Source organism: Telluria sp. ZB4P37 (assembly GCF_059685855.1).
On record NZ_JCASID010000004.1, the window covers coordinates 47926 to 69776 of the forward strand.

At 66.5% G+C, this 21851-nt stretch carries 21 protein-coding genes; 10 read left to right on the top strand and 11 right to left on the bottom strand.

Annotation, left to right across the window (positions count from 1 at the left end; translation table 11 throughout):
* Positions 1-68 precede the first annotated feature (68 nt).
* The gene (locus AC56K1_RS09535) at positions 69-596 is read left to right on the top strand and encodes a hypothetical protein (protein WP_497157603.1); all 528 of its coding nucleotides are present in this window, start codon (positions 69-71) and stop codon (positions 594-596) included.
* A gap of 3 nt (positions 597-599) precedes the next feature.
* On the opposite strand, the gene AC56K1_RS09540 is transcribed toward AC56K1_RS09535, so the two are convergent.
* The 6 genes from AC56K1_RS09540 to AC56K1_RS09565 form a co-directional block, all read right to left on the bottom strand.
* The gene (locus tag AC56K1_RS09540; RefSeq protein WP_497157604.1) at positions 600-887 is read right to left on the bottom strand and encodes a hypothetical protein; all 288 of its coding nucleotides are present in this window, start codon (positions 885-887) and stop codon (positions 600-602) included.
* Between the two features lie 176 nt (positions 888-1063).
* The gene (locus AC56K1_RS09545; RefSeq protein ID WP_497157605.1) at positions 1064-1708 is read right to left on the bottom strand and encodes an ABC transporter ATP-binding protein; all 645 of its coding nucleotides are present in this window, start codon (positions 1706-1708) and stop codon (positions 1064-1066) included.
* A 13-nt stretch (positions 1709-1721) separates the two neighbouring features.
* Complete coding sequence (gene phnE, locus AC56K1_RS09550; protein ID WP_497157606.1) at positions 1722-2513, bottom strand: phosphonate ABC transporter, permease protein PhnE; 792 nt, start codon at positions 2511-2513, stop codon at positions 1722-1724.
* Entirely contained in the window at positions 2510-3346 is an 837-nt protein-coding gene (locus AC56K1_RS09555) for a PhnE/PtxC family ABC transporter permease (RefSeq protein WP_497157607.1), read from the bottom strand. The genes phnE and AC56K1_RS09555 overlap by 4 nt, the downstream gene beginning before the upstream one ends.
* A complete protein-coding gene (locus AC56K1_RS09560; protein ID WP_497157608.1) occupies positions 3346-4164 on the bottom strand; it encodes a phosphonate ABC transporter ATP-binding protein in 819 nt (272 codons plus the stop codon). Before AC56K1_RS09560 ends, AC56K1_RS09555 begins: the two co-directional genes overlap by 1 nt.
* 19 nt (positions 4165-4183) lie before the next feature.
* Positions 4184-5071: a putative selenate ABC transporter substrate-binding protein gene (locus AC56K1_RS09565; RefSeq protein WP_497157609.1), complete on the bottom strand. Its 888-nt coding sequence runs from the start codon at positions 5069-5071 to the stop codon at positions 4184-4186.
* Positions 5072-5260: 189 nt separating this feature from the next.
* Between AC56K1_RS09565 and egtD the strand changes: the two genes are divergently transcribed.
* The 5 genes from egtD to AC56K1_RS09590 all read left to right on the top strand — a co-directional run bounded on the left by egtD (position 5261) and on the right by AC56K1_RS09590 (position 8886).
* Complete coding sequence (gene egtD, locus AC56K1_RS09570; protein WP_497157610.1) at positions 5261-6244, top strand: L-histidine N(alpha)-methyltransferase; 984 nt, start codon at positions 5261-5263, stop codon at positions 6242-6244.
* The gene (gene egtB / locus AC56K1_RS09575) at positions 6244-7470 is read left to right on the top strand and encodes an ergothioneine biosynthesis protein EgtB (RefSeq protein WP_497157611.1); all 1227 of its coding nucleotides are present in this window, start codon (positions 6244-6246) and stop codon (positions 7468-7470) included. The genes egtD and egtB overlap by 1 nt, the downstream gene beginning before the upstream one ends.
* Positions 7467-8399 (top strand): YihY/virulence factor BrkB family protein, encoded by a 933-nt coding sequence (locus tag AC56K1_RS09580; RefSeq protein WP_497157612.1) that lies wholly within the window; start codon positions 7467-7469, stop codon positions 8397-8399. The genes egtB and AC56K1_RS09580 overlap by 4 nt, the downstream gene beginning before the upstream one ends.
* Before the next feature lie 115 nt (positions 8400-8514).
* The gene (locus tag AC56K1_RS09585) at positions 8515-8745 is read left to right on the top strand and encodes a hypothetical protein (RefSeq protein WP_497157613.1); all 231 of its coding nucleotides are present in this window, start codon (positions 8515-8517) and stop codon (positions 8743-8745) included.
* Positions 8746-8763: 18 nt separating this feature from the next.
* Entirely contained in the window at positions 8764-8886 is a 123-nt protein-coding gene (locus AC56K1_RS09590) for a hypothetical protein (RefSeq protein ID WP_497157614.1), read from the top strand.
* A 42-nt stretch (positions 8887-8928) separates the two neighbouring features.
* Here the strand turns inward: AC56K1_RS09590 and selD are convergent, their stop codons facing one another.
* The 4 genes from selD to AC56K1_RS09610 form a co-directional block, all read right to left on the bottom strand.
* Complete coding sequence (gene selD, locus AC56K1_RS09595; protein ID WP_497157615.1) at positions 8929-9984, bottom strand: selenide, water dikinase SelD; 1056 nt, start codon at positions 9982-9984, stop codon at positions 8929-8931.
* Between the two features lie 4 nt (positions 9985-9988).
* Positions 9989-10984 carry a selenoneine biosynthesis selenosugar synthase SenB gene (senB, locus tag AC56K1_RS09600; RefSeq protein WP_497157616.1) on the bottom strand — a complete coding sequence of 332 codons (996 nt, stop codon included), beginning with the start codon at positions 10982-10984 and terminating at the stop codon, positions 9989-9991.
* Between the two features lie 192 nt (positions 10985-11176).
* Positions 11177-12736, bottom strand: coding sequence for a DEAD/DEAH box helicase (locus AC56K1_RS09605; RefSeq protein ID WP_497157617.1), 1560 nt, complete (start codon positions 12734-12736; stop codon positions 11177-11179).
* Positions 12737-13125: 389 nt separating this feature from the next.
* Positions 13126-14478: a transglycosylase SLT domain-containing protein gene (locus AC56K1_RS09610; protein ID WP_497157618.1), complete on the bottom strand. Its 1353-nt coding sequence runs from the start codon at positions 14476-14478 to the stop codon at positions 13126-13128.
* 359 nt (positions 14479-14837) lie between these two features.
* Between AC56K1_RS09610 and AC56K1_RS09615 the strand changes: the two genes are divergently transcribed.
* The gene (locus AC56K1_RS09615; protein ID WP_497157619.1) at positions 14838-15407 is read left to right on the top strand and encodes a DUF1415 domain-containing protein; all 570 of its coding nucleotides are present in this window, start codon (positions 14838-14840) and stop codon (positions 15405-15407) included.
* On the top strand, positions 15388-15606 hold the full coding sequence (locus AC56K1_RS09620; protein WP_497157620.1) for a DUF1289 domain-containing protein: 219 nt from the start codon (positions 15388-15390) through the stop codon (positions 15604-15606). The genes AC56K1_RS09615 and AC56K1_RS09620 overlap by 20 nt, the downstream gene beginning before the upstream one ends.
* A 60-nt stretch (positions 15607-15666) precedes the next feature.
* Here AC56K1_RS09620 and AC56K1_RS09625 read toward each other — a convergent pair whose 3' ends face one another.
* Positions 15667-16176 (bottom strand): DUF1993 domain-containing protein, encoded by a 510-nt coding sequence (locus AC56K1_RS09625; RefSeq protein ID WP_497157621.1) that lies wholly within the window; start codon positions 16174-16176, stop codon positions 15667-15669.
* Between the two features lie 189 nt (positions 16177-16365).
* Here AC56K1_RS09625 and AC56K1_RS09630 point away from each other — a divergent pair, with 189 nt between their 5' ends.
* Together AC56K1_RS09630 and AC56K1_RS09635 are read left to right on the top strand one after the other, a co-directional pair.
* On the top strand, positions 16366-19560 hold the full coding sequence (locus tag AC56K1_RS09630; RefSeq protein WP_497157622.1) for a bifunctional diguanylate cyclase/phosphodiesterase: 3195 nt from the start codon (positions 16366-16368) through the stop codon (positions 19558-19560).
* The gene (locus AC56K1_RS09635; RefSeq protein ID WP_497157623.1) at positions 19517-21829 is read left to right on the top strand and encodes a xanthine dehydrogenase family protein molybdopterin-binding subunit; all 2313 of its coding nucleotides are present in this window, start codon (positions 19517-19519) and stop codon (positions 21827-21829) included. Before AC56K1_RS09630 ends, AC56K1_RS09635 begins: the two co-directional genes overlap by 44 nt.
* The last annotated feature ends 22 nt before the right edge of the window (positions 21830-21851 follow it).

Sequence of the window (21851 nt, forward strand, 5' to 3'; positions counted from 1 at the left end):
GCGCGGTGCCTGGCAGTCCAGGCCCAAATCGACTATATTGTTTAGCTTGTTGAATGATGGAGTCGGTAATGCCCAGGAAGTCGGCCGCTGTTGCAGCGGCAGCGAAAGCAGGAACGCGCGCGAAAGCGGTGCCAGTCAAGACGGCGAAAGCCCCGGCCCGCGCTGCCAAGAGCGCCTTGGTCAAGCGTGCAAAACCGGCTGTCAAGCCTGCTGCCAGACCCGCCGCAAAACCGGTCGCCAAACCAGTCGCCAGGCCCGGCATCAAGACTGCCGTGAAAGCCGCAGCGAAAGCGCTGTCGAACCCCGCACCAAGGAAAGCCGTGCGCAGGGCGCCGGCGCTCCAGGCGACGGCGCCGCAAACCATCATGGCGGCGCGCCCGGTGCTGGTGCGCGACAGCTTCACCATGCCCGAGCAGGAATACGCGGTATTGGCCGAGGTGAAGGGGGCCTGCCTGCGCGCCGGCGTCGACGTCAAGAAGAGTGAACTGCTGCGCGTGGGCGTGGCCCTGCTGGGACAGGTCGACATCGCCACGCTCAAGGCGGTGCTGGCGGCGCTGCCCCAGCTGAAAACGGGGCGGCCGCCGGCAGCGGGCTAGCGATCAGTGAATGGGGGCGCTGGTCAGCTCCTTGAGTTCACGGATCGGGATGTTCGATTTTTCGTGCATCCGCAGCAGGATCGTGGCGCCCACATTGAGCTTGCGGTGACGGATCTTGCTGATGATCGGCGGCTGCACCTCGAGCACGCGGCACAGCTCCGCGTCGTTCTTGAGCTGCATGCGCTCGATCAGCGTGTCCAGTAGCTTGTTGGGCACAAAGCTCGGCGGTTCCATTGCACGGGCCCGATGCATAGCGGCGAGCATTTCCTGTTTTTTCTGTCGTACGCTCATGTTGCTTCTCCGAATTTTGAAAACATGGATTCGGGACAAACCGATTGTTCTGGAGGAAGCCCTGGCTCTTGTTCACTTATTCGGTGGCGGGTCGTTGTGATATTACTACGATTACGTCACGCACGATTCACGGGTATAACGCAAAACCGCCGAATTTGGGTCTTTCTTCGCGGAATTTACGCTAATTTCAATCCGGAACGACTCAAGACCAGCACCTTGTCGGCCATGGCGGCCGCGGCATGGGAGTGGGTGACCATGATGGCACCGGCCCCGCTGGCGCGGGTTTCATGGCGCAGCAGGCCGAGGATGACCGCGGCGGTCTCGGGATCGAGGTTGCCGGTCGGTTCATCGGCCAGCAGCAGGGCGGGGCGGTGCACCAGGGCGCGCGCGATCGCGACCCGCTGCAGTTCGCCGCCCGAGAGCTGGCGCGGGAAATCCTCGCCGCGCCCTCCCAATCCAACCGCCTCCAGCATCTGGTCGGCGCGGTCGGCAGGTTCCCGGTTGAGCAGCAGCGGCAGCGCCACGTTCTGGCGCAGCGTCAGGTGGGGCAGCACGTGGAAGGCCTGGAAGATGAAGCCCATGCGGGTGCGGCGCAGGCGGGTGGCGGCGGCATCGTCGAGCGCGGACATCGGCGTGCCGTCCACGATCACCTGGCCGCTGTCGGGGGCGTCCAGTCCCGCGACGAGGTTCAGCAGCGTCGACTTGCCCACCCCTGATTCGCCCATGATGGCGACAAACTCGCCGCCCTGGAAGCTGTGCGACAGGCTGGCGAGCACCACGCGGCCGCCATAGGATTTGCTCAAATTGTCGAGGACGAGCATCGGCTTTCCAGGCTTAACGGGTGAGGGCGCGGCGCAGCGCGAAGCTGGCCGCGTCGACCATGGCCACCAGCAGCAGCATCGCGATCACCACCGTGGCCGCGCTCTGCATCTGGAATAGCGACAGATGGTATTTGAGCATCTGGCCCAGGCCTCCGGCCCCGACCACGCCCAGCACCGCCGCGGCGCGGATATTGTTCTCCCACCGGTACAGCGCGTACGACAGCATCTGCGGCAGCGCCTGCGGCAGGGCGGCGTACAGGAAGGCCGCCAGCGGCGCCGCGCCATTCGTGCGCAGGGTGGTTTCCGGCAGCGGTTCGACGTTCTCCAGCGCGTCGGCAAACAGGCGCCCCAGCACGCCGGTCGTGTGCGCGGCCAGCGCCAGGGTTCCGGTAAAGGGTCCGAGGCCGGCCGCCACCAGCAGCAGCGAAGCCCACACCAGTTCCGGGATCGAGCGCAGGACATTGAGCAGGGCGCGGATGGCGCCGCGCGAGGCCCCGCCCATGCGGCCGGACGCCGGCAAGGCCAGCGCCAGGCCACCGGCCACCGCCAGCAGCGTGCCGATCAGGGACATGGCCAGCGTCTCCCACAGCGCCCCGAAGGTCTTGGCCAGGAAAGCGGGCGCGGTATCGGGCGGAGAGAAGCCGGCCAGGAATTCGGCCGCCGAGCCCAGGGCTTCCGGCGCGAAGAAGGCGGCCCATTGCAGGGGCAGCGAGGCGAAGCTGGCCACCACCAGCGACGCCAATCCGGCCAGCAGCAGGATCGTGCCGGGCGAGCGTGGCGGCGGCGGGGGCACTGTTAGCGTCATCCCAGCCTCCGGCGCAGCAGTTTCGACACGAGGTCGGCCAGGGCCACCAGCAGCACGAACATGACCAGCATGGTGGCCACTTCGCCGCCGGCCATCATCTTGGTCGATTCGTCCATGCGCTGGCCCAGGCCGCCTGCGCCGACGAAACCCATCACCGCCGAGCCGCGAATGGCGCACTCCCAGCGGTAGACGGTGTAGGACACCAGTTCGGCCGACGATGCCGGCAGCGCGCCATACAGCAGCGCCGGCAGGCGCCCGGCGCCATTGGCCAGCAACGTGTCCGTGGCATGCGCGTCGCTCGACTCGAGGATCTCGGCATACACCTTGGCCAGCATGCCGCAATAGGTCAGGGCAATCGCCAGCACGCCCGCGGTCGGGCCCAGTCCGGCGATGCGCACGAACAGCAGCGCCCATACCAGTTCCGGCACGCTGCGCAGCAGCACCAGCACCCAGCGCAGCAGCTGGCGGATGAGCCTTGACACCGGGCGCATGCGATTGGTGCCCAGGAGCGATACCGACAGCCGCCCGGTGATCATGATTGTGGCGGGAATCGCCCCCAGCAGCGCCAGGCTCAGGCCCGCGGTGGCGATGGCGACCGTCTGCCAGGTCGCGCGCAGCACCATGGCCAGGAATTCCGCGCCCAGCGCCGGGCGCAGGAAATCGGACAAGAACATGCCGGCGGCCGCCAGGCTTTGCGGATCGAACAGGATCCAGGGCTTGAATTCGCTGGCCACCAGCATTGGCCACAGCAAGGCCAGGCAGACGATGGTTGCCATGACGCGCCCGCGCCAGGCCGGGTCCGGGTGCGCAGGTCCCGTTCGTGCGAAGCCCATCAGAAGCAAGCGCCGACCGCGATCCGGTCCGGCGATTCGTGCGCATGCATGGACGCCGGCTGCACGTGTTCGTTGTCGTAGAGTGCCGCGATCATGGCATCGGTTACCGCTTCCCGCGGCAGGTCGAACACGATGCGGCCGTCGCGCAGGCCGACCAGGCGCGGGAAGTGGGCGCGCGCCATCTCGACCTGGTGCAGGCTGCACACCAGGGTGGCGCGGCGCGCGCCGGCTTCCTGCTGCAGCGTAGCCAGGGTGTGCTGCGCCAGGGCCGGGTCGAGCGCGGAGATCGGCTCGTCGACCAGCAAGACTTCGGCGCTGGACAGCATCAGCCGCGCCAGGCCGCAGCGCTGGCGCTCGCCGCCGGACAGGCGATCGACGCGGGCATACAGCTTGTCGCCCAGGCCGAAGCGGGCCAGGGCGGCGTGGGCGGCATCGGGGTCACTTGGGCGCACCAGCGAAGCGAAGGCCTGCCAGAAACCCATGTGCGGCAGGCGCGCGGCCAGCACCGTGGTCACCACCCGCTGGCGCGGCGGCAGCGGCGGCGTCTGCGGCGCCAGGAACAGGCGCGCGCGCAGGCGGTGGCGGGCAGCCTGCGACAGGGTCCACGGGTCCTGGCCAAAGACGGAGAAGCTGCCTTCGCCCGGCTTGTGGGCGCAGGCGAGGGTGGCGAGCAGGGTAGTCTTGCCGGCACCCGAAGGGCCGATCAGGGCGAGCTGCTCGCCCGGTTCGATGACCAGGTCGAGCGCCTGCAGGGCAGGGGCGACGCCGGCCCCCGCCACCAGGTGGCGTACCGTGAGTTGGGCGAGCCTGTAAGTCATCGTCGAGGCTGGACAGCGCTTACTTCAGCAGGCCGGCGTTGCGGGCGGCGGCTTCGATTTCCGCGTAGTTCGCGACCTTGGTCGGGATGAATCTGGTAGCGCGCTGCAGTTCCAGGATTTCCTTGCCTTCGGGAGTCGAAGCGTCCAGCGCCAGGAAGGCGTCGGTGATCTTCTTCTTCAGCGCGGCATTCATGTCGCTGCGGACCGTCCAGTTGTAGTCGAAATAGCCGGGGGTAGTGTAGAACACGCGCACGGTTTTCGGATCGACCTTTTTCGCTTCGACCAGCTTGTCCCAGACCGAAATGTTCAGCGCGCCCGCATCGACCTTCCCGCCCGCGACCGCGGCGACGGTGGCATCATGCGCGCCCGAAAAAGCGATGCGCTTGAGGTCGGTGTCCGGGTTGATCTTGGCGCGCAGCAGGAAGGAGCGCGGCATCAGGTGGCCCGAGGTCGACGATTCCGAACCGAAGGACAGGGTCTTGCCCTTCAGGTCGTCCAGCTTGGTGATGGCCGGGTTGGTGGTGATGAAGACCGAGCGGAATTTTTCGTCCTCAAGACGCTGCACCAGCGGCGTGACCATGCCCTTGCTGCGCTCGTGCGCCTGGACGAAGGTGAAGCCGCCGAACCAGACCATGTCGATCTTGCGGTTGACCAGGCCTTCGACTGAAGCGGCGTAGTCGGTGACCGGGGTGAACTCGACCTTCAGGCCGGTCGCCTTGGCCAGGTAGTCGCCCAGCGGCTTGAACTTGCGCTGCAGCTCGGTCGGCGCTTCGTCGGGAATGGCCGAGACGCGCAGCACGCCCGGGGTGTTCTGGGCATATGCGCCGCCGGCGGCGAACATCAGGCCGGCAGTAGCGGTGGCGGCGAACAGGGATTTCAGGACACGCGAAGGCGAAAACGAAGTCATGTCGGGCTTTCTCATTGAATTTTGGAAATGGGATGAAGCGGAGGCATTCACGCCGCACGCCACGTTTGCGCGCCACGCGAAAGCGGTAAAAAACCGTATTCCGCTATGATAGCCAAATCGGCAACTTCGAAGCGGTAACCCCTTTGCCATGACGCATGGTGCGAAGTGGCGGCACGAATGATAACGCTTATGCACACCTCCTGCACGCAAGATCCGCCGCGCGCCGCCAATGCCCACGTCGCAGACGAACTGCATGCCGGGCTCGACGCTCCCGATGCGTGGATCTCGCCCAAATTCCTGTACGACGCGCTCGGCTCCAAGCTGTTCGAAGCCATTTGCGAACTGCCCGAGTATTACCCGACCCGCACCGAGGCTGCTATCTTCGCGCGCCATGGCGCCGAGATCGCACGGGTCGCGGGCTCCGGCACCACCCTGGTCGACCTCGGCGCCGGCAACTGCTCCAAGGCGGCCGCGCTGTTCCCGCTGCTCGCCCCAAGCCAGTATGTCGCGATCGACATCTCGGCCGAGTTCCTGAACGACGCCCTGCTGCGCCTTCGCCAACGTTTCCCGCAGATTGCCATGGAAGGGCTGGGCATGGATTTTTCAAGCCGCTTCGAGCTGCCGCCGACGGTAAGGGCCGAGCGCCGCCTGTTCTTCTATCCGGGCTCTTCCCTCGGCAATTTCACGCCCGACGAAGCCCAGGGCTTCCTGCGCCGCCTGCGCCGGCAATGCGGTGACGATGGCGCGGTACTGATCGGCATCGACCTGGTCAAGGAGAAATCCATCCTCGACGCCGCCTACGACGACGCGCTGGGCGTGACCGCCGCCTTCAACCTCAATGCGCTGCGCCACGTGAACCACCTGATCGGGGCCGATTTCGACGTTCGTGCATGGCGCCACCATGGCTTCTATAATGAAGCGCGCGGCCGCGTCGAAATGCACCTGGAAGCAACCCGCGCCCAGGAGGTGCATTGGACGGGCGGCGGCCGCAGCTTCCAGGCGGGCGAGACCATCCACACCGAGAACAGCTACAAATACCGGCAGGCCGACGCGATCGCGCTGCTGGAGCGTTCCGGGTTCGAGGCCACCCACGTCTGGACCGACCCGCAGCGCTGGTTCGCGGTGATCCACGCGCATGCGCACGCACGCACGCAGGCAAAGGTGGTCCACTGATGGGTATCGGGCAGCGCGAAGACCTCATGCACGCTTATGAAAGGGTGCGCGCCCGCTCGCTCGAGATCGCCGCGCCCCTGTCAAGCGAAGACTGCTGCGCGCAATCGATGCCGGACGCCAGCCCGGTGAAGTGGCACCTGGCACACACGGCCTGGTTCTTCGAGACCTTCATCCTGGAGCCGTTTGAGGCGGACTTTGCTCCCTTCCACCCGGCCTTCCGGGTGCTGTTCAATTCGTATTACAACGGCATCGGCGCCAAGCACCCGCGCCCGCAGCGCGGCCTGCTCACGCGGCCTTCGCTGGACGAAGTGCGTGCCTACCGCGCCGACGTCGACCGCCGCGTCGCCCGGCTGGCGGCGGGCCAGCCCGACCCTGCCATCGGCAAGCTCGTCGAGCTCGGCCTGCAGCATGAGCAGCAGCACCAGGAGCTGATGCTCACCGACGTCAAGCACCTGCTGGCCCAGAACCCGATGTTCCCGGCGTATGCCCCGCAAGACATGGAAGCGGGTGTGCCGCATGCGGCCTCGTCATGGATCGAATTCGACGGCGGCCTGGCCGAGATCGGCCATGGAGGCGACGGCTTTTGCTTCGACAACGAGCTGCCGCGCCACAGCACCTATATCGCGCCCTTCGAGCTGGCCTCGCGCCTGGTCACCAATGGCGAATACCGCGAATTCATCGAGGCCGGCGGCTACCGCGACCCGGCGCTGTGGCTGGCCGAGGGCTGGGACCGCGTCTGCACGGGCGAGCTGCAGCATCCGCTGTACTGGATCGGCGACGGCAGCCGTGGCTGGGACGAATTCACCCTGCACGGCATCCAGCCGCTCGATGCGCAGCGCCCGGTGACCCATCTGTCGCTCTACGAGGCCGATGCCTACGCACGCTGGCGCGGCGCGCGCCTGCCGACCGAAGCCGAGTGGGAATTCGCCGCGCGCCAGGCGGCGCTCGCCGGCGGGGCCCTGCATCCGGCTGCGGCCAACGGCGACGGCTTGCAGCAGATGTTTGGCGCCTGCTGGCAGTGGACCAGCAGCAGCTATGCGGCTTACCCCGGCTATGTCCCGGCGCCGGGCGCCATCGGCGAATACAACGGCAAGTTCATGGTCAACCAGTACGTGCTGCGCGGCTCGTCTTGCGCCACGCCCGATGGCCATGCGCGTGCCAGCTACCGCAACTTTTTCCCGACAGGTGCCCGCTGGCAGTTCACCGGGATCAGGCTGGCCCGATGAGCCGCCGCAGTTGGCGCGAGCACCTGCTCGACCAGCGTGCAAACGCGCATATCCTGGCCCACCCCTTGGCATTCACCCTGCAGGTGATCCGCGGTTTCCGCGCCAACCAGGGCCTGCTGCTGGCCGGCGCCGTCGCCTATTACGCGCTGCTGTCGATCGTGCCCTTCCTGATGCTGGTGGTGGTGGCGCTGTCGCATTTCATCCCCCAAGGCGAGCTGCTCGAGACCCTGCACCGCTATTTGAAGCTCCTGATGCCGGGCCAGTCCGACTCGATCGTGGGCGAGGTGGCGAACTTCCTGGAAAACCGCGACCTGATCACCTGGCTGCTGGGCGGGACCATGCTGTTCTTCAGCTCGTTTGCTTTCACCGTGCTGGAAAACGCGATGAGCGTGATCTTCAAGCACCGGGTCGAAATCACGCGCCGCCATTTCCTGGTGTCGGCCGTGCTGCCTTACTGCTACATCCTGGCGCTGGGCTTCGGCGTCATGATCGTCACCCTGGTCGCCGGCACCCTGGAAGTGATGGGCCAGGAAAGCGTCTGGCTGTTCGGCTACCAGTGGTCGCTCAACGGCGTTTCCGGGGTGCTGCTCTACCTGCTGGGGCTGCTAGGCGAAATCCTGGTGCTGACCTCGATTTACCTGGTGATGCCGGTGGGCCGGCTGTCCGTCTGGCATGCGCTGATCGGCGGCGTCACCGCGACCTTGCTCTGGGAAGTCGCGCGCCACGTGTTGGTCTGGTATTTCTCGACCCTGTCGCAGGTGAACGTCGTCTACGGCTCGATGACGACCGCCATCGTGGTGATGTTCAGCCTCGAGATCGCGGCCACCCTGCTGCTGCTCGGCGCCCAGGTGATCGCCGAATACGAGCGGGTCGGGCAGGGCCGTGCCAACCAGCCGCCCGAGCCCCTCATCACCCACCCGCCCACCTGAACCTTCCTGTTTGCAACTGGTTGCGCTTCATCAATTTCTCGTATTTCTTGCGGTGGCACAGTAGGCGCTTGCGCCAAGTTAATCGAGCGCGAGATCAACCTCATCGGGAGATGTCATGAGCCAAACTGTCGCCTTCGTCCTGCCCCTGCCGGTCGCCCTCGCGCTGGTCTTGCTGCTGCTGGTGCTGGTGGCCCTGAGCGCGGTCGCGCTGTCACTGCGCAAGCCGCTGCCGGTGCGCCGACCGGAGGCCGCGCACGAGGGCGGGGATGGCGGGCTGTTCCGCCTGGGCCGCCTGCAGGTCGACGGCATCGGCGAGCTGTCGGCCCCGCAGCGCCGCACGCGCTGAGCGCGAGGCCATTCCATCATGTCGATCAGGCTGGGCGGGCTCATTGCGCGCACCGTCGGGCAGCCGGCCGGGTCGGCGATTTATTCGGCGGTGGATTACGACCCGTCGCAGGCGGACATCGATGGACAGGCAGCAGAGTAGTTTGCCGGCGTCGCCGCCGCGCTGGGCGGGGCCTGCCGGTCCTTAAATGACGGTGACGCGCGCCTCGCCTTCGCCCATGCTGCCGATGATGGCGGCATCAGCAAAGCCTTCGCGCGCAAACAGCGCCATGACCTCGTCGACGCTGGCCGGGTCGCAGGCCACCAGCAGGCCGCCCGAGGTTTGCGGATCGGTCAGCAGCGCCTGTTGCGCCGGGGTGACGGCGGCGCGCAGGGTCACGTCCTTGCCGTAGGCGTCCCAGTTGCGGCCGGACGCGCCGGTGAAGAAGCCGTCCTGGGCCAGGCGCAGCACGTTCGGCAGCAGTGGCACCCGGCCCATCTCGAGCCAGGCCGATAATTTGGCGCCGCGCGCCAGTTCCAGCAAGTGGCCCAGCAAGCCAAAACCGGTGACGTCGGTCAGCGCATGCACCCCTTCCATCTCGGCCAGCGCCTTGCCCGGCTTGTTCAGCTTGGTGGTATTGGCGATCATCGCCGCATAGCCGTCCGGACCCAGGGCGTCTTTTTTCAGCGCGGCCGAGAGCACGCCCACGCCGAGCGGCTTGCCGAGGATGAGGACATCGCCCGCGCGCGCGTCGGCATTACGCTTGACCTTGGACGGATGCACCAGGCCCAGCACCACCAGGCCGTAGATCGGCTCGACCGAGTCGATGGTATGGCCGCCCGCGATCGGGATGCCGGCTTCCGCGCAGATCGACTCGCCGCCGCGGATGATGTCGCCGATGGTCGCCAAAGGCAGCTTATTGACCGGCATGCCGACCAGGGCCAGCGCCATGATCGGCGTGCCGCCCATTGCGTACACGTCCGAGATCGCATTGGTGGCGGCGATGCGCCCGAAGTCGAAGGGGTCGTCGACGATCGGCATGAAGAAATCGGTGGTGGCGATCAGGGCCTGCTCGTCATTGAGCTTGTAGACCGCGGCGTCGTCGGCGGTCTCGATGCCTACCATCAGCTCCTTCGGGATCGGGAAGCCTTTCGACTTGCCCAGGATTTCGGCCAGCACGCCGGGCGCGATCTTGCAGCCGCAGCCGCCGCCGTGCGAGAAGGAGGTCAGTTTGATGGGTTGTTCAGGCGTCGTGTTCATGGGCTTATCCAGTCGTTGGTAGGTGCGCGCCGGGCGCGGCAAGGAGGAGATTATCCACCAGTTCGCGCAGCGCCGCTTGCTCGAGGGTGGGGGCGAACAGGGCGGCGCGCGCCGCGCACTGGCGCCGCAGCAGGGCGTCGAACTGCGCGTCCTTGACGCAGCGGTCGATCAGGCCCGCCAGCGCGGCCGCGTCGCCTGGCGCGAAATAGCCGGCATAGTCCTCGCCCAGCATGCCGCGGTTGCCGCTGATGTGCGAGGCCAGCACCGGCACGCCGCAGGTGACGGCTTCGATGATGACGTTGGCGCCGCCTTCCATGGTTGACGTGATCGCCATCGCATGGCAGCGCTTCAGGCGCTGGCGCGCTCTAGCATGGGGCAGGGCGCCGAGCCAGCGGTAGCGAGGGTTCTCTGCCTGCGCGGCGTCGGCGGCAGCGCCCAGCGCCGGATCGAGCGCGCTGCCGATATGCAGCAAGCGGGCGGCTGGCGCGGTGACCAGGCCCGCCGCGCGCATGAAGGTCAGCGGGTCTTTTTCGTCGCGCAGGTGGCCGAGCATGCAGATGTCGGCGTAGCGTTCGCCGCCCGTGCGGCGGTGGGGGCGCAGCTGGGGCGCAGACTGGTAGATGACACGGGCCCTGGTGCGCAGCGCGGGTGGCAGCAGCTCCATGCCCGCGGGCTGCAGCAGCACGAGGGCCTGCGCGCGCACCAGGGACGCGCCGGCTTCAGGAATCGTGTCGATGTCGCGGTACAAGTCCGTTCCCGTCAGCACCAGCACCGAGGGCCGGCCGGGATGCGCGCCGGTGAAGGCGGCCAGCGGCGCGGCCGAGCGGCGCGCGTGCAGGGCCACCATCAGGTCGGGCGGCGCCTCGCCTGCGGACCAGTCGCCTGCAATCTGCACGTCGTGCGTCCCGCGCAGGAAACGCGCCCAGCGGCTGGCCGTCTGCCAGTTGCCATTGTTTTCCCGCGCGCTGGCGGGACTGACGATGAGGATGCGCTTGCGCACTGGCTGCTCTTGCGAATGAAGAAAGAACGCGATTATACGCCGCCGCCCGGGCCGGCAGCCCTTGATGCCGGCGAATGCGGATTCGGCAGCATGGGCGGGGAGGAGGCGCTTGCTGGAATCGACAGGCGAAAAAAAACGGCTGCCGAGGCAGCCGTTTTTCCTGGGAGAGCTGGTGCTCCCCCGTGTCAGCGATCAATACTCGCCGAAGGTGCGGCGCACGCCGTCGCCCGAACGCGGATGCGCCGATGGCTTGGCGAAACCGCTGTCGCGGCGTGGTGCGCCTTCCGTGCGGGCGCCACGGTAGCCGCCTTCGCGCGGGGCGCCGGCTACTGGTGCACGGCCGGCTTCGCGCGCTGCGCCGAAACCTTCACGCGGGCCACGGTCTGCATAACGGCTGTCGGCTGGACGGGCTGCACGATCGGCGTAACCGCCTTCACGTGGAGCGCCCGGCTTGGCGAAGCTGCGCTGGCCTGGCTTGCTCGGTGCGGCATTGCGGCCGTCGCCTGGTTTCCAGCCTGGGCGAGCACCGGTGCGGGCAGGCGCCGAACGCTTCGGCTCGAAGCCTTCCACGACGTTGACCGGAATCAGCTGCTTGGTGAAGCGCTCGATGCGCTTCACGTTCATGCCTTCGGCGTGGTTCACCAGCGAGATCGCCAGGCCATTGCGGCCGGCACGGCCGGTACGGCCGATACGGTGCACATAGTCTTCAGGGAACTTTGGCAGGTCGTAGTTCACCACGTGGGTGATCGTCGGGACGTCGATGCCGCGGGCGGCAACGTCGGTCGCCACCAGCACGCGCACCTGGCCGCGGCGCATGCTGTCCAGGGTGCGGTTACGCGCGCCCTGGTGCATGTCGCCGTGCAGCGCAGCGGCAGCGAAGCCGGCGATGTTCAGGCGGTCGGCGATGGTGTCGGCGTCACGCTTGGTGGCGGTGAAGACGACAGCCTGGTCGACCGATTCATCGCGCAGCAGGTGGTCCAGCAGGCGGTTCTTGTGCGACAGGTCGTCGACGAAGTGCACGCGCTGGGTAATGTTCTCGTGGCGGTTGGCCGCGCTCATGATCTGGATCGTCTGCGGATCCTTGGTGATGCGGCGCGCCATGTTGCCGACGACGCCGTCGAGCGTTGCCGAGAACAGCATGGTCTGGCGCGACGACGGGGTCGCGGCGACGATCTTCTCGATGTCGTCGATGAAACCCATGTCCAGCATGCGGTCGGCTTCGTCCAGCACCAGGATTTCCAGCTGCGAGAAGTCGATCTTGCCCGATTCCATGTGGTCGATCAGGCGGCCAGGGGTGGCAACCAGGATCTCAGGATTCTTGGCCAGCAGTTGCATCTGCTTCGGGTAAGGCATGCCGCCCAGGATCGACACGGCGCGGATGCGGCGCATGTCGGAGGTATATTGCTCGGTCGCGCTGGTCACTTGCAGTGCCAGCTCGCGGGTCGGGGTCAGGACCAGCATTTTCGGCTGGGCTGCGGTGAAACGGACTTTTTCGCCGCGGGCACGCGCCGATTGCGCGCTTTGCGCAGTGGTACGGGCAGCGTCGGCCTGCTCGGCATTGGCGAGCTTGTTCAGGGCGGGCAGCATGAAGGCTGCGGTCTTGCCCGAACCGGTCTGCGACGACACCAAGAGGTCGCGGCCGGCGATGGCGGCAGGGATTGCCTGCTCCTGCACCGGGGTCGGCTGGGTGTAGCCGGCGACGGCAACTGCTTTGACGAGGGACGCGTGTAAACCTAGTGCTTCAAAACTCATGTGGATTTTACTTTCGAATTAAATCGTGATCACGCGTGTCAAAGAGACGTGCGCAAAATAGCAACGCGAACCAACACTACGAAATGACTCAGAATAGAAAGAAATTTCGGCACAAAAGCTTTGCGCCGGGACGGTGTCTTGGTGCTGACACACAGGGCGGGAGGGCTTTATGGGGGGCGACCAATTTGTCGCCAAGGGTTGCGATGCTGCTTGTTTGTTACTTGTGATGCTGCTTGCTAAGTCGACGAATCAACTGCTGCGTCCAGTCTGTTCGGACGTTCTATTGCAGCGCACAAACGACACTATACAACAGTTTGGAAAAGTCTGCACGCAGCTGTTCAGAAGTGCAGGTGGGGACAAGGCCGGCGCGGGGCCGGCCTTGGGGAGGATCAGCGGTGCTTGCGCTTCGAGGTGGTATTTCGGGCGATACGGCCGCCCTTGGAAGAGCTGCGGGCTTCGGCCTTGGCCTTGTAGCGCGAGCCTGCGGACGCCTTGACGCGCTTGCTGCTGCTGCGTTCGGCTTCGAAGGCCACCACGGCATTGTCGATGATGTTCTCGGCGATGTCGCCGGCATTCGAGGCCGAGACCTTTGGCACCAAGATGGTCGAGCCGGCCTTGAAGGTCGACTTCGCCGGGATGTTGTTGGCCTGGCGGATGATTTCCGGGGTCGTGCCGAACTTCGAGGCCAGCGAGGCGATCGAGACGCGGGCGCCGGTGATCTTGTGCGTGGTCCAGGTGGACAGGTTGCGGCCCCATTGCGCCAGGTTCAGGTGGAACTTTTCGGCGTTTTCTTTCGGCAGCAGGATCTTGGTCTTCTCGCCGCCGGTGATGACCGGCTTCTTGAACTGCGGGTTCAGGGCGCGGAATTCGTCGAGCGACATTTCCGCCAGCTGGGCGGCGACGGCGACGTCGATGTCGCTGGTCTTGTCCACGGCGGTGAAATACGGCTGGTTGTCGATCGCCGGCAGGGCGATGTTGTACTGGGCCGGGTTGGCGACGATATTCTTGACTGCCTGCAGCTTCGGCACGTAGTTGCGGGTTTCGAGCGGCATCAGCTCGGCCAGGCTTTCGAAATCGGTGCCCTTGCCCAGCGCCTGGTTCTTCTTGATGGCGCGCTGTACATTGCCTTCGCCCCAGTTATAGGCTGCCAGGGCCAGCTGCCAGTCACCGAACATGGTGTACAAACGCTGCAAATAGGTCAGGGCGGCATCGGTCGAGGCCAGCACGCCGCGCCGCTCGTCCTTGAACATGTTCTGCTTGAGGTCGTAGTCCTTGCCGGTGCCCGGCACGAACTGCCACAGGCCGGCAGCGCTGGCGGTGGACAGGGCTTGCGGGTTGAAGGCGGATTCGATCACGGGCAGCAGCGCCAGTTCGGTCGGCATGCCGCGCTTTTCGAGTTCCTGTACCACGTGGTAGAGATAGAGCGAGGCGCGGCCCGAAATGCGCTTGAGGCTGTCCGGGTGGGCGCTATAGCCCTTGGTGTGGCGCGCAACCAGGCTGTTGTCGATATCGGGGATCGCATAACCGCTGCGGATGCGGCCCCAGACGTCGGTTTCCTTGAATTCGTCGGCCTTCAGCAGGCCAGGCGCGGTCGCGAGGGCAGGGCGGAGATTCGCTGCGGAGCTTACAGGCGCCGCGGTCGCCACTGGGGCGCTTGGGGCGGTCTCGATCGCGTAGGTCATCGGGGCGGCCAACAGGGCCAGCGCGGCAGTCGCTAAGGTCTTTCGGATCATATCGTGCATCGCTTTCCAGTGTTGCGTCCAGGAACGAACGGACTAGGTAAGGAAGCAGTTTAAGTAGGCATGCTCTTACACGTCAAGAAGTAAAACCCTCTCGTTACAAATTATTTTCCTGCTACCACTCTCGTAAATTGACATCGCGAACATGAAAGATGCCCTGAAATTGGCCGCTGATCGCGACATTAGGCGTATGAGGCGATGGTGCCGCCCGGCTTGCCTGTTCCGGAAATCCTGTGCATGCATGCGGCATGCGCGCATGCCTCAGGGGCTAGACCAGGTCTGCCGGGGTCTCGACCTATGAGGGCACGCAAAGAGTGCGTACAATCCGGCTTTTCGCTTCCCGCATTTCAGAACGAGCCACCATGAGCACTGCACAACCGAACCCCAACGACGACGCGGTCATTGCCGCCACCCGCCGCTGGCTGGAACGGGCCGTCATCGGCCTGAACCTCTGTCCCTTTGCCAAGGCTGTCTATATAAAGGAGCAGGTGCGCTACGTGGTGTCGAGTGCGACCACTCCGGAAGCGCTGCTCGAGCAATTGATGGACGAGCTCCAGCGCCTGTCCGACACCCCGGCCGAGGAGGTCGACACGACCCTGCTGATCCATCCTTTCGTGCTGAACGACTTCGAGGACTACAACGAGTTCCTGGACGTGGCCGATGCCGCTGTCGAGGACATGCAGCTGGACGGCGAGCTGCAGGTGGCCAGCTTTCACCCGGACTACCAGTTCGCGGACAGCGACCCCAACGACATCGCGAACTACACCAACCGCGCGCCTTACCCGATCCTGCACCTGCTGCGCGAAGACAGCATCGACCGCGCGGTCGAGGCCTTCCCGGAGGCGGCCGAGATCTTCGAGAAGAATATCGAGACCATGGAAAAACTGGGCCATGACGGCTGGGACAAGCTCGATGTCGGCCCGGCACGCTGATCCCGCCGGGCCGGGCAAGGTGCCGGAGCGGGCGGATACGCCCTGCGTGGCGGTGTGCTCGACGACCTTCGACGACGTCTGCCGGGGCTGCGGGCGGACCGTGGCCGAGGTGGCCCATTGGGTGTCGATGAGCGACGAGGACAAGGAACGGGTGTGGGTGCGGATTCTGGCGCAGGGGTATCCTCGGCGGAATACGTAATATGACGCGTTCGGGCTGCGCACGCGTGGGTTGAACGCGTGGGCTGGTCTGCGGTTCTGGTTAACTCACGCCCAAAAAATCGCGCTTCCCGATCGGCACGCCGTTGTGGCGCAGGATGGCGTAGGCGGTCGTCACGTGGAAGTAGAAGTTCGGCAGCACGAAACCCGTCAGGTAAGCGTCGCCGCTGTCGAAATGGCGGGCGCGCTCGCCCGCCCCGTGGGTGACCGGGCGCGTGTCGGCGCCATCGAACGCTTCCTGCGGCAGCGAATCGATATAGCCCAGGGTCTTGGTGATGCGCTGCTGCAGCTCGGCGAAGGTCTGCTCGTTGTCCTCGTAGCGCGGCACGTCCTGGCCGGCCAGGCGCGCGCTCGCGCCCTTGGCGAAGTCGCTCGCGACCTGCACCTGCTTAATTAGCGGGAACATATCCGGGAACAGGCGCGCCTGCAGCAGGGCGGCCGGCTCGAACTTGTGTTGCTGGGCATGGGTCTCGGCGGTTTCCAGCAGCGCGGCGAGGCTGCCGAGCATGCGGCGGAATGCCGGGACCGAGGCGGTATACATGGACAGGCTCATCATGTCTCCTCTGAAAGATTCAATCATAACAAGTCTTGTCGCGTCCTGCCGACAGCAGGGAGTCCGGCATTCCGGCGCCCTCTGCAATTGCGTGACGCATTGCTATCTAACATGCATAATCAAGGCATTCCCTTGCCATAGATAAATGGGTGTTGCCTTGCGCAAGCGCAGGGTCGCGCCGACTACCCGATGCCCCTCCCACGCTTCACCTTCCGCGGATTGCCGGCCCGGCTGCGCCGGCTCTATGGCCGCTCGATCTATTGCGCGCTGCTGCTGGTGGTCTTCGGCAGCCTGGCGGTGCCCGCCGTGGTCGGCGGCGTGTTCCTGATCGGGGTGCAGGAGCGCGAAGCCGCCGTCTACGGCCTGAACGATGCGCTGCAGCGCAATGCCGACATCCTGGCGCTCGGGATCCAGGAGTCGCTCTGGGACATGAACCTCGAGGCGGCGCGTTCGCTGGTCGACTCCTTCATGCGCGACCCGGCCGTGGTGTACCTCGAGGTGCGCGGGGTGTCGGAAACCGAGATCATCAGTCGGCGCGCCGTGCTGCTGCCTGGCGCGCGCGCCTACCGCGCCGAGCGCGACATCGTGGTGCAGGGCCAGAAGATCGGCCGCGTTGCGATCGAGATGGGCGACTACCTCAGCCAGCAGGAATTGCGCGCCAAGCAGCGCGACTACGCCCTGGTGCTGGCGATCCAGCTCGGCATCTCGCTGCTGCTGATCGCGCTGCTGCTGCGGCGCCGGCTGCTCTCGCCGCTGCGCACGCTCACCGGTTTCTCCGACCGGCTGGCGCGCGGCGACTTCGATACCCCGCTGGTGCTCAGCGCCGCCGACGAGCTGGGACGCCTGGGCAGCCAGATGGAGCGCATGCGCATGGCGATCGGCGAGCTGTTCGCCGACATCGGCCGGCGCGAGGAGCAGTTCCGCACCATCGTCACCCAGGTGCCGGGCGCCGTGTTCCGCGCCCGCCCGGGCGGCGCGATCGATTTCGTCAGCGACGCCATCGAGGAGATCTCCGGCTATCGGGCCGAGCGCTTCATGCTGGCCACCACCGACGACTGGTGCAACATCATCCATCCCGAAGACCGCCGCCTGCAGCGCCACGCGGCCAAGGATGCGCTGCTGGCCGGGATCCCGTATGAAGTCGAGTACCGCATCGTCGACGCCGGCGGCATCGAGCGCTGGGTGCTGGAATGCGGCCAGCCGCAGGGCGAGTGGGGCAGCGAAGCCTTCCGCGTAGACGGCATCATCTACGACATCAGCGCGCGCAAGCACGACGAAATGCGCATCGAGGCGTTGCTGACCGAGCAGGGCGCGATCCTGGACAATGTCATGTTCGGCGTGCTGTTCGTGCGCCATCGCCGCATCGTCTCGGCCAACCGCCGCGGCGAAGCGCTGTTCGGCTATGCCGACGGCGGCATGGTCGGCAGCTCGACCGAGATCCTGTTCCCAGGCCGCGCCGAATACGAGCAGGGCTGGCTCGAGAGCTATCCGGCACGCGCCGGGAGCCTCGATACCGGCGAGGAAATCCAGTTCCGGCGCCGCGACGGCACGCCCTTCTGGCTGCTGGTGAGCGGCAGCGCACTCGATCCGCTGCGCCCGAACGAAGGCAGCATCTGGGTATTCGCGGACATCACCGAGCGCAAGCAGGCCGAGGAAAAGCTGCGCCTGGCCGCCACCGTGCTCGAACACATCGCCGACGGCGTGATGGTGCTGGACGTGTTCGGCCGCATCATCGCCACCAACCCGGCCTTCACCCAGATCACCGGCTACACCGAGCGCGAAGCGCTGGGCCAGCATTCGAGCCTGACGCGCTCGACCCGCCACGACGACGGCTTCTACCAGCAGCTGTGGGGCGACCTGGCCGATACGGGCTTCTGGCGCGGCGAGATCTGGGACACCCGCAAGAACGGCGAGGTCTATCTGGAGTCGCTCACGGTGTCGGCGGTGCGCAGCGACGATGGCGGCGAACAGGACTCGGTCACCCACTATGTCTGCGTGTTCAGCGACATCACCAAGGTCAAGGAATCGCAGGACAAGCTCGATCACCTGGCCCACCACGACCCGCTGACCGCGCTGCCGAATCGCCTGCTGTTCCACGACCGCCTGCAGCACGCGATGATCCGCGCCGCCCGCGCCGACGAGCAGCTGGCCGTGCTGTTCATCGACCTGGACCGCTTCAAGAACGTCAACGACACGCTCGGCCACCACGTCGGCGACGAGCTGCTCAAGCAGGTGGCAGCGGCGCTCACCAGGTGCCTGCGCGAGGGCGATACGCTGGCGCGTCTGGGCGGCGACGAATTCATCGTGCTGCTCGAAGACGCCAAGGGCGAGTTCGGCGCGGGCCACGCGGCCGGCAAGCTGATGACCCTGTTCGAGCAGCCATTTACGGTCTCGGGCTACGAATTGTTCGTCACCGCCAGCATCGGCATCAGCCTGTTCCCGCAGGATGGCCTGGACGTGAACATGCTGGTGCGGAACGCCGACGTGGCGATGTACCAGGCCAAGGCGCGCGGGCGCAACGGCTACCAGTTCTATGCGCCCTCGATGAGCGGCGAGGGCGTCGAGCGCCTGCGCCTGGAAACCATGCTGCGCCGCGCGATCGAGAAGAACGAGATTTTCCTCCATTATCAGCCCCAGGTCGACATCGAGAGCGGTCGCCTGGTCGGCGTCGAGGCGCTGGTTCGCTGGCAGAGCCCCGAGCTGGGGCTGGTTCCGCCGACGCGCTTCATCCCGGTGGCCGAGGACACCGGTTTCATCGGCCAGCTGGGGCAATGGGTACTGGCCGAGGCCTGCCGCCAGATGGTATGCTGGGAAACGGATGGGCTGCACGTGCCGAAGATGGCGGTGAACCTGTCGGTGCGCCAGTTCGACCGCGGCAGCATGGCGCCGGCCGTGGCCGCGGTCCTGCAAGACGCCGGTCTGAGTGCGGCGCGCCTGCAGCTCGAGGTCACCGAGTCGGTCATCATGAATACCGGCGACGCGCTCGAGTACATCAACAACCTGCGCGCGATCGGCGTCGGGCTGGCGATCGACGATTTCGGGACCGGTTACTCGTCGCTGGCCTACCTGAAGCAGCTGCCGGTGCAGACCCTGAAGATCGACCGCAGCTTCATCAAGGACATCTCGACCGATGCCAGCGACGAGGCGATCGCGGTGGCGATCATCCAGCTCGGCAAGAGCCTGAACCTGTCGGTGATTGCCGAGGGCGTCGAATCGGAAGAGCAGGCGGCCTTCCTGCTGCGCCATGGCTGCAGCCATGCGCAGGGTTATCTATACAGCCGGCCGGTACTGCCGGCGGAGATACTGGCACGCTGGGGCCAGGGACACGAAAAAGAACGCGATGACGCAAACGAGGCCGCAACAGGCAACCCAGGTACAAGCTGACGACAAGCCGAAGCGCGGGCGCCGGCGTTTCCTCGCCGGCGGCCTGCTTGGCACCGGCGCCCTGCTGGTCGGCTGGGGCTTCCAGCCGCCGCGCCAGCGCCTGCATGCGGCCGAACCGCTGCCCGTCGAAGGCGGCGCGGTCGGCCTGAACGGCTGGGTCGCGATCGCGCCCGACGGCACGGTCTCGGTGGTGGTGCCGCGCAGCGAAATGGGGCAGGGCGTGCATACCGCGCTGCCGATGCTGGTGGCCGAGGAGCTCGACGTGCCGCTGCACTCGGTGCGGGTAGTCCAGGCCCCGATCGACAAGATCTACGCCAATCTCACGGTCCTGCGCGAAACCCTGCCTTTCCACCCTGATGATGATGGCCGCACGCGCCAGGGCGCGCAGTGGCTGGCCGCCAAGCTGGGACGCGAGCTGGGCATCATGTTTACAGGTGGTTCGACCAGCGTCAAGGACGCCTGGCTGCCGATGCGCGAAGCCGGCGCCGTGGCGCGCGCCATGCTGGTCAAGGCGGCAGCAGAACGCTGGCGGGTGCCGCTGGCGCAATGCCGGACCGAAGACGGTTTCGTGATCCACACGCGCGGCGCACGCCTGGCGTATGGCGCGCTCGCGCAGGATGCGGCCCGCGTCGGCGCCGGCATCGACGCCGGAGACGTGCGCCTGAAGGAGCCCAGGGAATTTCGCCTGATCGGCAAACCGGTGCCGCGGCTGGACAGCCGCGCCAAGGTCACCGGCGCCGCGCGCTTCGGCATCGATGCGCGGGTGCCTGGCATGGTCTACGCGGCAGTGAAGATGTCGCCGGTCGTTGGCGGCGAACTGGCGAGCTTCGACGCCGCGGCGGTGGCGTCGATGCCGGGGGTGCTGCAGGTGGTCGCGATTCCCGGCACGCCGGGCGAGCGCACCGGCGCCGGCGCAGGCGTGGCGGTGGTTGCCGCCAGCTGGTGGCAGGCGCGCCAGGCCGCGGCGGCCTTGCCGGTGACCTGGAACGAAGGGGCGTCGGCGCAGCTGTCGACCGAGGCGGTGTTCGAGGAATTCGCGCGCGCGCTCGATGAAGACAGCGGCTATGTCTACCATGAGGCGGGCAGCCAGGACGTACGCGGCGCGGCGCTCACCGTCACTGCCGAATATCGCGCACCCTACCTGGCGCATGCGGCGCTGGAACCGGTGAATTGCACCGCACAGGTAGAAGGCGGCAAGGTGCGCTTGTGGGCCTCGACCCAGGTGCCGAGCGTGGCCGTTGACGTGGCGGCGCGCGTGGCGGGCGTCGCCCGTGAAGACGTGTCCATCGAGGTGATGCTGCTGGGCGGCGGTTTCGGGCGCCGGCTGGAAGCGGACATGGTGGCGCAGGCGGTGGCGGTGGCCATGGCGCTTGGGGGCAAGCCGGTGCAGCTGATCTGGACGCGCGAGGACGATACCACCCATGACGTCTACCGCCCGGCTGCGCTGGCGCGCTTTCGCGCCCATCTCGGCGCCGCGGGGAACATCCTGGCCTGGGATAACAAGTCGGCCGGCGGCGCCATCGGCCACCAGTATTTCGCGCGCAACCTGGGTCTGCCGGGCCTGGGGCCGGACAAGACCACGGCCGAAGGCGAGTATGACATGCAGTATGCGATCGCCAACCAGCGCGTCGCCCACGTGACCGTGGACAGCCCGGTGCCAATCGGCTACTGGCGCTCGGTGGGACATTCGCACAATGCCTTCTTCAAGGAGGGCTTCATCGACGAGCTGGCGCATGCTGCCGGGCGCGATGGCGTGGGGTTCCGGCGAGCGCTCTTGAAGACGCAGCCACGCGCGCTGGCGGTGCTCGATGCCGCGGTGGCGCGCGCCGGCCGGCCCCCGGGCGGCCGGGCCCACGGCGTGGCGCTGCACCGCTCATTCGGCAGCACGGTGGCCCAGGTGGCCGAGGTGTCGGTGGAAGGAAAAAACATCCGCGTGCACCGGGTCTGGTGCGCTATCGACTGCGGCATCGTGGTCAACCCGAACATCGTGGCCCAGCAGGTGGAATCCGGTGTGCTGTTCGGGTTGTCGGCAGCGCTGTATGGCGAGATCACGCTCAAGGACGGGCGGGTACAGCAGTCGAACTTCGGCGATTATCCGGTACTGCGCATGCACGAGGCGCCGCAGGTCGAGACCATCATCCTGCCCAGCGCGGCGCATCCGGAAGGGGTGGGCGAGCCGGCCACGCCGCCGATTGCGCCGGCGGTGGCCGCGGCCGTGTTCACGCTGACCGGGCAGCGGCTGCGCAGCCTGCCGCTGCGGCTGAGTTAAGTAGAGCTAATCGAAGTTTGAG